The 13,126-nt window shown below is 60.3% G+C and carries 11 protein-coding genes; 1 reads left to right on the forward strand and 10 read right to left on the reverse strand.

Annotation, left to right across the window (positions count from 1 at the left end):
• Positions 1-283 precede the first annotated feature (283 nt).
• From ADN00_RS14125 to ADN00_RS14170, 10 genes are all read right to left on the reverse strand, one after another.
• Positions 284-1,198 (reverse strand): alpha/beta hydrolase, encoded by a 915-nt coding sequence (locus tag ADN00_RS14125; RefSeq protein WP_075063647.1) that lies wholly within the window; start codon positions 1,196-1,198, stop codon positions 284-286.
• The gene (locus ADN00_RS14130) at positions 1,167-2,063 is read right to left on the reverse strand and encodes a cation diffusion facilitator family transporter (protein WP_075063648.1); all 897 of its coding nucleotides are present in this window, start codon (positions 2,061-2,063) and stop codon (positions 1,167-1,169) included. Before ADN00_RS14130 ends, ADN00_RS14125 begins: the two co-directional genes overlap by 32 nt.
• A gap of 143 nt (positions 2,064-2,206) precedes the next feature.
• The gene (locus tag ADN00_RS14135; RefSeq protein ID WP_075063649.1) at positions 2,207-2,716 is read right to left on the reverse strand and encodes a hypothetical protein; all 510 of its coding nucleotides are present in this window, start codon (positions 2,714-2,716) and stop codon (positions 2,207-2,209) included.
• A gap of 4 nt (positions 2,717-2,720) precedes the next feature.
• Entirely contained in the window at positions 2,721-4,106 is a 1,386-nt protein-coding gene (locus tag ADN00_RS14140; protein ID WP_082390150.1) for a cytochrome P450, read from the reverse strand.
• A 72-nt stretch (positions 4,107-4,178) separates the two neighbouring features.
• A complete protein-coding gene (locus tag ADN00_RS14145) occupies positions 4,179-4,679 on the reverse strand; it encodes a ferritin (protein ID WP_075063650.1) in 501 nt (166 codons plus the stop codon).
• Between the two features lie 650 nt (positions 4,680-5,329).
• Positions 5,330-6,070, reverse strand: a complete 741-nt coding sequence (rlmB, locus tag ADN00_RS14150) for a 23S rRNA (guanosine(2251)-2'-O)-methyltransferase RlmB (protein ID WP_075063651.1) — start codon at positions 6,068-6,070, stop codon at positions 5,330-5,332.
• 124 nt (positions 6,071-6,194) lie between these two features.
• Positions 6,195-7,592: a cysteine--tRNA ligase gene (cysS, locus tag ADN00_RS14155; protein WP_075063652.1), complete on the reverse strand. Its 1,398-nt coding sequence runs from the start codon at positions 7,590-7,592 to the stop codon at positions 6,195-6,197.
• A 38-nt stretch (positions 7,593-7,630) separates the two neighbouring features.
• Complete coding sequence (locus ADN00_RS14160) at positions 7,631-8,725, reverse strand: PIN/TRAM domain-containing protein (RefSeq protein WP_082390151.1); 1,095 nt, start codon at positions 8,723-8,725, stop codon at positions 7,631-7,633.
• Between the two features lie 342 nt (positions 8,726-9,067).
• Positions 9,068-9,496, reverse strand: a complete 429-nt coding sequence (locus tag ADN00_RS14165) for a hypothetical protein (RefSeq protein WP_075063653.1) — start codon at positions 9,494-9,496, stop codon at positions 9,068-9,070.
• A 119-nt stretch (positions 9,497-9,615) separates the two neighbouring features.
• Positions 9,616-10,893, reverse strand: a complete 1,278-nt coding sequence (locus ADN00_RS14170) for an MFS transporter (protein WP_075063654.1) — start codon at positions 10,891-10,893, stop codon at positions 9,616-9,618.
• 270 nt (positions 10,894-11,163) lie between these two features.
• Between ADN00_RS14170 and ADN00_RS14175 the strand changes: the two genes are divergently transcribed.
• The gene (locus ADN00_RS14175) at positions 11,164-13,110 is read left to right on the forward strand and encodes an HD domain-containing phosphohydrolase (protein WP_082390152.1); all 1,947 of its coding nucleotides are present in this window, start codon (positions 11,164-11,166) and stop codon (positions 13,108-13,110) included.
• The last annotated feature ends 16 nt before the right edge of the window (positions 13,111-13,126 follow it).

The following is a 13,126-nucleotide window of genomic DNA, read 5'->3' on the forward strand; positions in this document are numbered from 1 at the left end:
GATCCGGAGGATGTCGTCCAGAAGAGGACGGCGGGTTTCGGGCGGTTGGGAGATGGTGTCGGTTCAAGGCAGTTGATCCGCCCTCAACACCGCCCTACAAGAGAAGCTGGTTCTTCGGTAGGGGCGGACGGCCGTCCGCCCGAAAAAAGCGGGCGCGTCACCCAAAAAAGCGGGCGCGACACCTCGCGCCCCTACCGGGGAATGGGATCAGATTCTTCCGTAGGGTGCGGCGCTGCCGCACCAGCAGCGGCTCCACAATACCGGCTACAAGAGAAGGTGATCGTTATGGGGATGGAACGTCGACCGTCTGGCGGGCCTGTGCGAGGAACTGCAAGACTGTCTGGCGGTAGAGCTGCGGCTGGGCGGCGGCGTATTCGCCATGGCCGGCTGCGGGGACCACCCACAACTGCGCGCAGGGGGCAGCCGCGGCTTGCTGCTCTCCGCGCGAGCGTTCAATCTCACGCTGGCCGTGGATCAGCAATACCGGCCGCGGGCAGCCGCGCGGCAGGGCTTCGATGGGGCTGACCCGCCCCGGCCAGACGCCGGTCTGCAGGGTGTAGGTCAGCAGGGTAAAGCGCTGGATCAGCCATTCCATGGAGAGCGGGAAGGCGGGGGTGAAGGTGATTTCGGCGGCCAGGTTGGCGTAGTTACCCTCGGCGATCACCGCACGGATTTCGGGCATCTCGGCCGCGGCGAGAATGGCAGCCGCGCCGCCAGCGGAAAAGCCCAACACGCCCAGCCACTGCACGCCGGGTTGGGCCAGGGCATAGTCGCGCATGGCGCGCAGGTCTTGCGCTTCGCGCCAGCCGATGGTGGATTTTTCTCCGGCACAGGAGCGCGGGTCGACACTCAGCACGCCGTAACCGGCGGCGCTGAGGAAGCGCGCTTCTTCCAGCAGGCTGGCGCGGCTGCCGCCGTGGCCGGGCAGCAGCAGGATCACCGCGCCGTTGTGCGGGGCGGCCCACCAGCCCTGCAGCGCTACATCGTCTTGCGTTTGCAGGCGCACGCTCGCAAACCCGGCGGGCGGGTCGCCTGCCGGGGCGCAGGCAGGGTGGAGCAGGCCGCGGGTGTAGACCGCGCTCAGCCCGGCGGCCAGAATCACCCAGGCGGCGCAGAAAGCAAACAGCGCCCGCGGCAGCAGGCGCTTGAGGTTGAGGGATGGGGGGTTAGTCTTCGTGTTCGGGTTCGAGGTGCACATAGGCGCGGTCCACCTCTGCCATATCTTCCAGCAGTTCAATCACCTGGTCGTTGATCTCATGAGCGGCGTCCAGGCTCATGCTGCCGTCCACGTTGGCGTGCACATCCACCACCAGTTTGGGACCCACATATTCGGTCACCATGAAGTGCACGCGCTGCACGCCTTCCACTGATTCGACTTTGCGCACAATTTCCTGGCGTAACTCCTCGTCGGCGCCTGCGCCGGTGAGAAAGTTGAGGTTCTCGCGCCCGGCCAGGAAAGCGTTGCGGAAGATCCAGATGGCGACGATCAGGCCGGCGATCGGGTCGGCCAGAGGGTGAATGAACTGCGAACCGGCGGCGCCGATGAAGGCGGCTGAAGAGGTGAGCACGTCGGAAAGATTGTCGCGCGCGGTGGTCTCGAGGGTGGGGCTGTGCAATTGGCGCGCCAGGCGCGCCACGCTGACGTACATCCAGGCCTTGATGCCCGCCGCGATCAGCAGCACGATGGCTGGCAAGCCCAGCTCCACGCGCAGGCCGCCTTCCAGAAAACGCTCTATGGCGGTGCGCGCGGCTTCATAACCGGCTAGGGTCATCGAGAGGGTTACCATCAGGCCGACCAGCGGCTCAAAGCGGCTGTGTCCCTGGGGGTGAGAGAGGTCGGGCGGCTGCATGGCCACCCACAGGCCGAGGATCATTAAGGCGGAATAGACGACATCGGATACGGAATTGGCCGCGTCGGCGTACAGGGCGGCTGACCCGGTGAGGTACGCGGCCACCGCTTTTCCAGCGGCGAGGGTGAGGTTACCAACACCCGTGATGATGAGCGCCTGGCGATACAGCCGCTGTTGGGTCGGGTCGGGGGTGTAACTGCGAATCCAGCGCATGTTCAATCTCCATGCGCAGAACTTGATCCGGCCGGGTTCTGCTGTCATTTGGGGCGTGAATGCCGCTGCGCGCGCCGCGCTGGCACCCGGATACTGGTAATTATACGAAAAACCAGCACGATGTAAAGCCGAGGGAAACGCGCCTAGCCATTCCCGCTTTCGGGGCCGCCCCGCAGCAGTGGCAGAACCGCGTCCAGCAGGATTTGAGCCAGACGGTAAATCCATAGGGCGGTTTCTTCAGCGGGCAGTTCCCGTAAGTTGGCTACCGGTTTGAGGTCCACGTGCGCGCCGCCGTCCTGGTCGCATACGCAGCGGATGATCTGGTGTGGTGTTACCGGCGCGCTGGCCGCGGGCAGCGGCGTGTCGAGCCACTCTGAGAGCGGCAGGCGGACGCGCTCTTCGGGGCGGCTTGCGGCGTCTATCGCGGGCAGGCGCAGGTCGGGCAGCAGGCGCGGCAGGGTGGCAATTGAGACCACCTGCCCGTGGCGGCGGGTGGTGTCGCACAGCAGCAGGCGCATTTGCAGGGCGGCCACACGGTAAAACGCCGGGCAATCACCGCTCAACTCCAGGCAGTGCTGTAAGATGCTCAAGGCATCGAGGGTGTAGGCTTTGAGCAGGGCAATCTCTTCCGGTGACGCGCGCAGGTCTTTCACCGCCTCAGTTTGCCTCCTCACTCAGCGGAATGGGGCGCATGGGCAGGCCGCCGCGCGGGCGCAGGGTAACCAGCGATTCGGGAAACACCTCCGTGCTGTCCGCTCGCTCCAGGCGGAAGCGGCGCGCGACCATGGCGATGATGATGGCGGCTTCCATTTTCGCGAAATGGTTGCCAATGCACAGGCGCGGGCCGCCGCCAAAGGGGATGTAAGCATAGCGCGGGTAGGTTTTGGTGGCGTCGGGCAGAAATCGCTCGGGACGGAAGGCGTGCGGATCGGGCCAGTAGCGCGGGTGGCGCTGCAGGGCGTAGGGCGAGAGGATCACCAGGGTGCCGGGGTCGACACGCACGTCGTAATAGGAATCGGCTTCGACCACGCGGCGGGTGATCAGCCAGGCTGGCGGGTAAAGGCGCAGGGCTTCGTCAAAAATGGCGGCGGTGTAGGGCAGGCGCTGCAGGTCTTCGGCCGTGGGGTCGCGGTCAGGCAGCACGCTCTGCACTTCTGCGCGCAGGCGCTGGAAGGCATCCGGGTTTTGGGCCAGCAGCAGCCAGGTCCAGGTGAGCGCGCTGGCCACCGTCTCGTGCCCGGCGATGAGAATGGTGATCAGCTCATCGCGGATCTGGGCGTCGCTTAACCCTTCGCCGCTTTCGGGGTCGCGGGCGTTCAGCAGCATGGTTACCAGGTCATCGGGGGGCGGGCCGCCGGCCGCGCGGCGCTGATGGATGATCTCTTCCACTGATAGATTGAGTTCTTTGAGGGCGCGTTTGAACTTCTGCCCGCCGGGTTGGGGCAGCCAGTCTGGTAGCAGGCTGAGGTGGGGATTGCGCGCCAGATGGATGATGTGGTCGAGGCACACCAGCACGGCCGAGGTGAGGCGGCGCGCGTCACGGCTTAAATCGAGGCTGAAGAGGGCCTGCCCAACCACTTCCAGAGCCACGTCCATCATCTCGCGGTCCACGTCCAGCAGCTCGCCGCGCTGGGCGGCGGTTTGCCAGCGATCGAGCATGCGCTGCGCGGCGGGCACAATATGCGGCACCAGGCTGGTCTCGAGGCGCGGGCGCACAAAGGCGGGCTGCTGCATGCGGCGGTGCTTGAACCAGTCTTCACCATCGGCAGTGAGCAGGCCGCGCCCGGTGACGGTGGCCAGCATGTTGTATTGAATGGTGTTTTTGTCGTAGTGAGGATGGCGGTCTTGCAGAATCTGCTTGACCAGATTGGCATCGTTGACCAATACCGCGCGCTGCGTGCCCAGGTCAAACAGCACCAGGTCGCCGTGCTGGCGGGTGGTCTCCAGCAGGAAGCCAATGGTGTTCTGTTGAAGGGCTCTTAACTGCGGGAGCAGCTGCCGGGCAGAAATGACCGAAAGGGTGGGGGAGGTCTCTTGATTCATAAGGGCAGAGGTTGTTGGGAGATGGGCGGGGCAGCCGGAAAGCTGCCCCGTTCAGGTCGCAGGTGAGGGGGATTAATCCTCGTCTTCTTCTTCGCGAAGCTCGTGCAGGCGCGGTTCCAGCATTAATAGATTACTGCCAGCCATTTTTACCAGCGCCAACAGGGTTTCCATGCTGCTGATTTCTTCCAACTGTTCTTTGACGTACCAGTTAAGGAAGTTTTGCGAGATGTAATCTTTGTCTTTCAGGGCGATTTCCACCAGGCCGTAGATCTGGCGGGTTACTTCTTTTTCCCAGGTGAGGGCGGCCTGCACGGCTTCTTCGGCTGAATCGAAGGTGGGTTTGGGGGCGGCGATGGCGGGGATTTTGACTTCCGCGCCGACCTCGAGCAGGTAGTTGAGGAACTTCAGGGCGTGCTCGCGTTCTTCTTCCGATTGGGCGAAGAAGAATTTTCCAAATTCGCGCAGCGAACGGCCTTCAAAATAAGCGGCGATACTTAAATACTGGTGTGAAGCGCCCAATTCGTTGCCAATCTGGGCATTGATGGCCGCTTCCAGTTCTTTACTGATGAGCATAGGTTTTTTCTCCTTCAATATTTTGATTATTTTGAGGGAATTTCCCTGAAATTAATTATAGCATCAGGAGAAACGCGGGGGGAATCAATCGTAGAGGGTTGGCTGCCTTAAACGGCCCCATCCCCCGGCTGCGCCGACCCCTTCCCCGGCGGGAAAGCCAGGGAAGGGGTGAAGATGTGATAGTTGGAAGCACTTTGGGTTTCGCGTTGGTCTGACGCACACCCAGCCCCATCCCCCGGCTGGGCCGACCCCTTCCCCGGCGGGAAAGCCAGGGAAGGGGTGAAGATGTGATAGTTGGAAGCACTTTGGGTTTCGAGTTGGTCTGACGCACACCCAGCCCCATCCCCCGGCTGGGCCGACCCCTTCCCCGGCGGGAAAGCCAGGGAAGGGGTGAAGATGTGATAGTTGGAAGCACTTTGGGTTTCGCGTTGGTCTGACGCACACCCAGCCCCATCCCCCGGATGGGCCGACCCTTCCCCGGCGGGAAAGCCAGGGAAGGGGTAAAGATGTGATAGTTGGAAGCACTTTGGGTTTCGCGTTGGTCTGACGCTCACCCAGCCCCATTCCCCGGATGGGCGGATGCCTTCCCCGGCGATAAAACCAGGGAAGGGGTGAAGATGTGATAGTTGGAAGCGCTTTGGGATTGTGAATTAATGTTGGGGGCTGCGCGCCTGATAGGCCAGGTAAAGCACTACCGAGCCGGCCACGGCGGCGTTGAGTGATTCAATGCGCCCGACCATGGGAAGTTTGAGCAGCTGGTCGCAGTTTTTGCGCACCAGGGCGCGCATGCCCTCACCTTCACTGCCCACCACCAGCCCCAGCGGACCGTCGAGGCGCAGTTTTTCTATGGGCTGGGCGTCGGGGCTGCCTTCCAGGCCGACCACCCAGCCGTTGGCGTCTTTGATGGCCTGCATGGCCTGCGCCAGATTGCTCTGCGCCACCAGCATGTGCTCGGTGGCCCCGGCGGAGGCGGTGACCACGGCCGGGGTAACGCCCGCGGCGCGGTTGGGCGGAATAACCACACCGTGCACGCCCACGGCTTCGGCAGTGCGGATGAGCGTGCCCAGGTTTTGGGGATTCTGCAGCACATCCAGCAGCAGCACGAACAGCGGTTCACCGCGTTTTTCGGCGCGCTCGAAGATGTCTTTGAGAACGGCGTAGGGGTAGTCGCTGGCTTCCAACGCCATGCCCTGGTGATTCTCACCCAGCGGGTCGAGCACGCGGCGCTCAACTACCTCGATGGGCAGGCGAAAGCCGCGGATGGTGCGGATGATCTCGACCACGCGGCCTTTTTCTTCAATGCCTTTGGCCACGCGCAGGCGGAAGAAATGCCGCCGGCGAGCCTGCAGGGCTTCATAAATCGGGTTGCGCCCGGTAATCCATTCTTTCATGCCAGCTTACTCCCATTGAAAATGTGTAAGCGATTGTATCACAGCCGGGCGGTCCGGCGAGCCGCAAGGGATTGTTGCCAAAAAAATGCCCGTGAAAACGGGCATTGTAATTCAGATTGTCAACTTACCAGTGCCAGGTGGTGCCGTCGCGGCTGTCTTCCAGCTTGACGCCCAGCTCGGCCAGGCGGTCGCGCACCAGGTCAGAAAGCGCCCACAGTTTGTTTTTGCGCATTTCGCTGCGCACTTCGATGAGCAGGTCAATGAACGGCCCGGCGGCCTGGTTGCCGTTTTCTTTTTCTTCCAGGCGCAGACCCAGCACGCCGGTCAGCTCACGCAGCAGAGCCTGGGCGGGCTGCAGTTGTTCGGCGCTGGCGCTGGCATCGCGCGCCTGGTTGATCACCCGCACGAGGTCAAAGAGGTAGCCCAGCGCGCCGGCGCTGTTGAAGTCATCATCCATCGATTCGATGAAACCGTCTTTGCTGGCGGCTGTTTGCTTTTCCAGGTTCTCCAGCGCGCTGGCATCCGCGCCTTTGGCGCCGGGCAGGGCGGCTTTGAGACCGGAGCGCAGGCGCTCAAGGGCGCGCTCGGCCTGGGCCAGCACTTCGTCGTTGAAGGTGAGCGGGTTGCGGTAGCCGGAGTTGAGCACCAGGAAGCGCAGCACGTCGGCGTTGTGTTTTTCCAGGAATTCTTCGATGGTGACCAGGTTGCCCAGCGATTTGGACATCTTCTCGCCGCCGAACTGCAGCATACCGTTGTGCACCCAATAGCGGGCGAAGGTTTTGCCGGTTAGGCTTTCGGATTGGGCGATCTCGTTTTCATGGTGGGGGAAGATCAAGTCGTTGCCGCCGCCGTGAATGTCAATCTGCTCGCCCAGGTGATGCAGGTTCATGGCCGAGCACTCAATGTGCCAGCCAGGGCGTCCGGGTCCCCAGGGACTGTCCCAGGCGGGTTCGCCGGGGCGGGCGCTCTTCCACAGGGCAAAATCCATGGGGTTTTCTTTACGCTCGTCCACGTCGATGCGCGCGCCGGCCTGCATATCTTCCAGTTTGCGCCCGGAGAGGCGGCCGTAATCGTTGTCTTTCTGCACGCGGAAGTACACGTCGCCGTCTACGGGGTAGGCGTAGCCCTTTTCAATCAGGCCGTTGATCATGGCAATAATCTGGTCGATTTCGCGGGTGGCGTAGGGGGTGATGGTGGGGGCCAGAATGTTGAGGTCTTGCAGGTGCTGGCGGTATTCGTCAATGTACGATTGACCGAGCTTGAACGGGTCCATGCCCAGCTCGTTGGCGCGGCGGATGATTTTGTCGTCCACGTCGGTGAAGTTCATTACGTGGGTCAAGCTGTAGCCGCGATATTCCAGGTAGCGGCGCAAAATATCGAACACCAGGGCCGACATGGCGTGCCCGACGTGCGCTTTGTTGTAGACGGTGGGGCCGCAGACGTACATGCGCACTTTTTGGGGTTCGAGGGTTTCAAACGGCTCTTTCTGCCGTGACATGGTGTTGTAAATGCGTAGGCTCATTTCTTTCATCTCCCTGAAAATGGTGATCTTTTTGCGGGTTAAAACTCGGGGCGGGCGAAGATCATGCGCCCGGCGGCGGTTTGCAGCACTTTGGTTACCACCACTTCAATTTCGCGGTCCATGTGTTCGCGGCCATTTTCGATAACCACCATGGTGCCGTCGTCCATGTAGCCCACACCCTGGCCGGATTCCTTACCTTCTTGAATGACGCGGATATTGAGGATTTCTCCGGGCAGCAGCACCGATTTGACCGCGTTGGCCAATTCGTTGACGTTCAACACGGTAACCCCCTGCAGCTCGGCGATGCGGTTGAGGTTGTAGTCGTTGGTGAGGATGGGACAGCGCATCTGGCGTGCCAGAATAACAAGCTTGTCGTCCACTTCGCGCACGCCTTCCACATCAATATCACTCAGGCGCACGGGGATGGAGGGCTCTTTCTGCAGGGTTGAGAGCACTTCCATGCCGCGCCGTCCGCGCTGGCGGCGCAGGCTGTCTGGCGAGTCGGCGATGTATTGCAGCTCGGTGAGCACAAAGCGCGGGATGAGCAGCGCGCCGGGGATGAAGCCGGTGCGGGCAATGTCGGCAATGCGCCCGTCGATAATCACGCTGGTATCCAGCAGGATGCTGCGGTTATCCGCGAGGTTGGATTTGCTGTCAGCCGTTTCTCCCGCGGAGCTGCTGCCGCCAGAACGAGGATTGAGCGATTGAAAGATGGAGAACAGGTCATGCTGGCGCATCATAAAGACCGCTACGCCCAGGTACCCAAACAGGAGCACGCCCACAAAGGGAAGAATGCTGCCCAACGGTTTGGGTAAGAGGGAGAGCGGGAAAGCCGCCAGCACGGCGATGATCAGGCCAACCACCAGGCCGGAAAGAGCGGCAAATAAATTTTGTGCAGAAATGCGGCTGAGAAGCTGCCGCAGGGCGCGAATAGGGCGTGTCGTTAGAAAAGGAGTGAGGATAAGACCAACCAGAGCACCTACCATGCCAATGATCACCCCATACTGCTCAACGGAGAGGGTGTTTGTGCCGGGTTCCACATTGGCCAACTGTCCGAGATAAACGCCGCTGTACACGCCAAGGATCGAAAAAATAATCATTCCAATTAAACGAACAATGAATTCAGAACTCATAATTCCTCCGGTATAAAAAATGTTAATGTGCGGATAAAAATGAAAGAAGAAAAATAAATACAGGCCTTTAACGATGATAGCATGGCGTGAAAGGCAAGTCAAACCAAAATGATCTGCATTAATTATAAAAGGGAAATGAAGATTGCGCGCGGTGAAAACAAACCGGTTTTGAAATAAAATCCCCCTTTTTCTCCTTACATTATTTCTTTCCTTTGGCCCTGATCACCACTACGATTGCGATGGTAACAAGAGCGAATAACAGGGCGGCAACGAGCAGCAGGAAAGCGTACATGCGATGATCTCCTTTGGTTGGGGTGATATTGGCGGCAAAGCCGCGGAGGGTCAGGGCAGCCGCACAGCGGCGATGTCGCCAACTGGCAGCCAGTCGTCCATGTTGCCGTAAGCCGAGCGGTCAATAGCAAAGGGCTGCAACGCCTCGGCCGGGTGAATTTCCACCAGCACAAGGTAGCGCTTGCTGGCCCAGCGCGCGGCCAGCGCCGGAGAAAGCTGCAGTTTGTCCTGGTTTTCGCGCACCAGTTGCTCTGCCTCGGCCGGGCTGAGTTTTTCGGAATGCAGGGCGGCGGCAACCACGGCGCGCGCCCGCACCTGGCCTTCGCCGTTGTTTTGGATGAAGTAAAGCACATCGCCGGCCGATACCCGCCCGTGGGGCAGCTTGCGCCCCGCCGCGCCGCGGATGATCATGGTTTTGGAGCCGTCGAGAATTTTCTCCAGTTCTTTCGATTTCGCGTCGACATAAACGACATGGTCCATAAGAATCTCCAGGTTATGAAAAGCGGTGGTTAGAATGCCAGCCTGTTTGAATCATATCGGAGAGCCAGATGGCCTGGAATGGCCTACTGACCAGGTTGGGGCTCTTCCTTTGGGTAGATTCACACGCGTTCAGGGTTTACCGCGGCAGCCGTCGCGGCCGGGGAGATTTCGCTTTCGCCTTCAATTTGCATAATGGCTGGCACGCGGCTGCCGATGAGGCCGATCAGCACGCAAATGCCACCCGCCGCCAGGTACCAGATTTGCAGCCCCAGCCGGTCTGAGATGGGGCCGGCCATCGCCAGGCTGATGGGTGAGGTGATCGAAAGCAGGCTGCCCATCACCCCAAACACCCGGCCCTGCATTTCGGGGGCCACGCAGGCCTGCGAGATGGCCATAAATGGCCCATCAACCATAGGCACCATGAAGCCCAGAACGAAGATGCTCACCAGCGCCAGCCAATAGAGGTGGGGAGGAATGAACCCCAAGGCGAGGATGGAAACGCCCAGCAAAGCGATGCCCGCCAGCATGGTGTGAACCCGGCGGCGGAAGCCGCCCCACAGGCTCAAAACCAGCCCGCCGGCCACCACGCCGATGCCGTTAATGGCTTGCAGCAGGCTCAGCTCGGCGGCACCGCCCTGGAAGTGCTGGCGCACCAGCAGAGGCAGCAGCGAAAAGGCCGGGGACAGGGCAATTTTCAGCAGCATGATCGCGCCTATAAACACCATCATCCCGCGCCAAGAGACCAGGTAGCGCAGCCCGCTGACCATGTCTGCCCAGACGGATGTGTTGGCCTCATGCGCGGCGCGCTCAGGTTGGGGCACGGCGATGAAAAGCAGCGGCGTTACGGCCAGCGCGGCGGTGCCCACGTCGATCATCATCACCTGGTGTAGCGGCAACAGGTCTAAAAACAGGGCGCCCAGCGGCGGGGCTACGATGTTCAGCACGCCGCGCATGGTCTGGTTGATGCCCTGCACGCGAGAGAGCTGCGATTTGGGCACCATCATGCCGGTCGAGGCTTCCATGGCCGGCCAGTGGAAGCTGTTGCCCACCGCGCGCACGGTCATCACCACGTACACATGCCAGATCTGCATGCTGCCTGACCAGAAGAGATATGCCAGCCACAGGGCGGCCAGGGCCATCAGCGTGTCGGCGAAGATCATCACCCGGCGGCGCTTCCAGCGGTCGGTCAGCGCGCCCGAGAAAGGCGCCAGCACAATTTCTGGTATCAGGGCGACCATGCTGGCGGTGGCCAGAACGGTGGCAGAACCGGTGGTTTCGGTGAGCCACCACACCAGCGCGAACTGCGCGATGCGGCTGCCAATCAGTGAGATGGATTGACCGGTCCAGATGGTGAAAAAGGGAATGACCCAGCGTTTGGTATCCTCGGTAGGGCGCATACAACTCCTCAAAAGTAGAGTAGGGCGCAAACAACGGCGCGCCAGCCGGGTTTGGGCTGTTTGGAACCCATCCCTTTATGGATTATAGTCCGGGCAGGCTTCAAAACAGTCTCGCAGGCAGAGGAAAGAGAGGATGAATTGCGTTATTTACCTGTTCATTTTGTTAATTGACTTTCGAGGGGCATTTTTCTATACTATCTTATACATTGAAGGCTCTGCGCAGCTCAAGTGGTTTTCGACAGGGGGTGTTGTTAATGGATAGGGAAACCGATGGAAAAGTCTTGTAATGGATTTGTGGAATCTCCACCTGACGATACCCAAGCGGGTATGCATGCCCAGCAGGGTATACATGCCCAGCAGGGTATGGAAGTCAACGGGATGACCATCTCGATTGCGGAACCCGCATTGCTATTGGACAAAGAGCGGCTGGTGCTGGCCATGAACGACGCGGCGCGCCAGATGATGTCCGAATCGGATGCTTGCCCGGTGGTGGGCAGCCAGTTTCCCTTTGAGATTGACCAATCGAAAGAGATTTTTTTACCCGGCGTGCGCGGCAAAGTGCGTGTGGTAGAAACGCACCCCACCTGGCTGTGCGACCAGCAGCGGCAAGTCTGCCTGCTTACGCTGCATGATGTTTCTGAGCGGCGTTGGCGCGCCCTGGAAGCGGACGTGTTGTCGGAAATTACGGCCTGCCTGCAAGAGACCGTTCACCGCCGCCAGATGATGACGGCCGTGATGGATAAGTTGATGGGCTTTCTGAAGTTTCAGAGCTGCTTTTTTGCCGTGTGGGAGGAAGAAAGCGGCGAGGCGTTGATTGAATTTGCACGCGGCTGGAAGAACCCCGTGGTGGGCTTGCGTTTTTCCGGTGAGGACTGCGCTCTCGCGGCGGTGATGCGCAGCGGGCAAAAAATGCTGAATAATGACCTGCAAAACAGCGGGCTGGCGGGCTGCCCGGCGCTGATGGAAGAGCATTCCGCCGCGGTAATTGTGCCCGTGAAAGCCGGTAAAAGGGTAATTGGCGCTCTGGGAATGCTGGGCCGCTTTCCGATTGTGGAGCAGGAAGTGAATATTCTGGAGCGGGCGGCCTGGCTGATGGGCATTGCGTATCACCGCGTGCGATTGTTTGAAGAGAACGAAAGCCATCTTAAGCGGCTCACCTCGCTGCGCATGGTGAATCTGGCGGTCAGCGTCAGCCTGGATTTGAATATCACCCTCAATGTGCTGCTTGATGAAGTAACCAGCCAGTTGGATGTGGATGCCGCCGATATTCTGCTCTACAACGCGGAGCGGGACGTGCTGGAACAGGTGGCCGGCAGCGGGTTCTGGCACCCCACACTGCAGCCGGCGCGCTTTTCGCTTAACCAGGGTCTGATTGGGCGGCTGATTTCGCAGCACAGCATTGTGCACCTGCCCGACGCCGCGCATATGATGAACGATTTTGAGCGCCTGGCGCTCTACCGCAAAGAGAAATTTGCCAGTTATTACGGCGTGCCGCTGGTGGTAAAAGGCGCGCTCAAAGGGGTGCTGGAACTGTATTCGCGCAAGGCGGTGCGAGCCGACGCCGGCTGGCTGTGCTTTTTAGAAACCCTGGCTGCGGAGACAGCGGTGGCAATTGATAATACTGAACTGTTCCGACAGCTGCAGCACTCGCACGATGAGCTTTCGCTGGCGTATGACGCCACCATTCAGGGTTGGTCAAAAACCCTCGAGCTGCGCGATCTGGAAACCAAAGGCCATTCAGACCGGGTGATGGAGTTGACACTGCAACTGGCGCGACAGCTTAACGTGCCCGAAGAGCAGTTCGTGCATCTGCGGCGCGGCGCTCTGCTGCATGATATTGGCAAAACGGGAATTCCAGATTCCATTCTGCTCAAACCGGGACCGCTCACCGACGCCGAAATTCAGGTGATGCGCAAGCACCCCGAATACGCCATGCAGCTGCTTTCCAGCGTGCCTTTTCTGCGCCCGGCGTTGGATATTCCCTACTGCCATCACGAAAAATGGGATGGCAACGGTTATCCGCGCGGGCTGAAAGGGGAGGATATTCCCCTGGCGGCGCGCATTTTCTCGGTGATCGATGTCTTTGACGCGTTGTGCTACGAGCGCCCTTACCGCTACGCCTGGTCGAAGAAGCGCGTGCTGGCTTATATCCGCGAGAGAAGCGGCGTTGATTTCGATCCGCGCGTGGTGGAGGCATTTTTTGAGATTGTTAAATAAGGGGAAGGGGAGTCTT

The organism is Ornatilinea apprima (genome assembly GCF_001306115.1).
Classification (GTDB): domain Bacteria; phylum Chloroflexota; class Anaerolineae; order Anaerolineales; family Anaerolineaceae; genus Ornatilinea; species Ornatilinea apprima.

What these genes read in the sequence shown, in the direction of transcription:
- ADN00_RS14170 (WP_075063654.1), bottom strand. Translation starts at nt 10,893, where the DNA reads ATGCGCCCTACCGAGGATACCAAACGCTGGGTCATTCCCTTTTTCACC.
- ADN00_RS14165 (WP_075063653.1), bottom strand. Translation starts at nt 9,496, where the DNA reads ATGGACCATGTCGTTTATGTCGACGCGAAATCGAAAGAACTGGAGAAA.
- ADN00_RS14145 (WP_075063650.1), bottom strand. Translation starts at nt 4,679, where the DNA reads ATGCTCATCAGTAAAGAACTGGAAGCGGCCATCAATGCCCAGATTGGC.
- ADN00_RS14175 (WP_082390152.1), top strand. Translation starts at nt 11,164, where the DNA reads ATGGAAAAGTCTTGTAATGGATTTGTGGAATCTCCACCTGACGATACC.
- ADN00_RS14140 (WP_082390150.1), bottom strand. Translation starts at nt 4,106, where the DNA reads ATGAATCAAGAGACCTCCCCCACCCTTTCGGTCATTTCTGCCCGGCAG.
- cysS (WP_075063652.1), bottom strand. Translation starts at nt 7,592, where the DNA reads ATGAGCCTACGCATTTACAACACCATGTCACGGCAGAAAGAGCCGTTT.
- ADN00_RS14160 (WP_082390151.1), bottom strand. Translation starts at nt 8,725, where the DNA reads ATGAGTTCTGAATTCATTGTTCGTTTAATTGGAATGATTATTTTTTCG.
- ADN00_RS14125 (WP_075063647.1), bottom strand. Translation starts at nt 1,198, where the DNA reads ATGTGCACCTCGAACCCGAACACGAAGACTAACCCCCCATCCCTCAAC.
- rlmB (WP_075063651.1), bottom strand. Translation starts at nt 6,070, where the DNA reads ATGAAAGAATGGATTACCGGGCGCAACCCGATTTATGAAGCCCTGCAG.
- ADN00_RS14130 (WP_075063648.1), bottom strand. Translation starts at nt 2,063, where the DNA reads ATGCGCTGGATTCGCAGTTACACCCCCGACCCGACCCAACAGCGGCTG.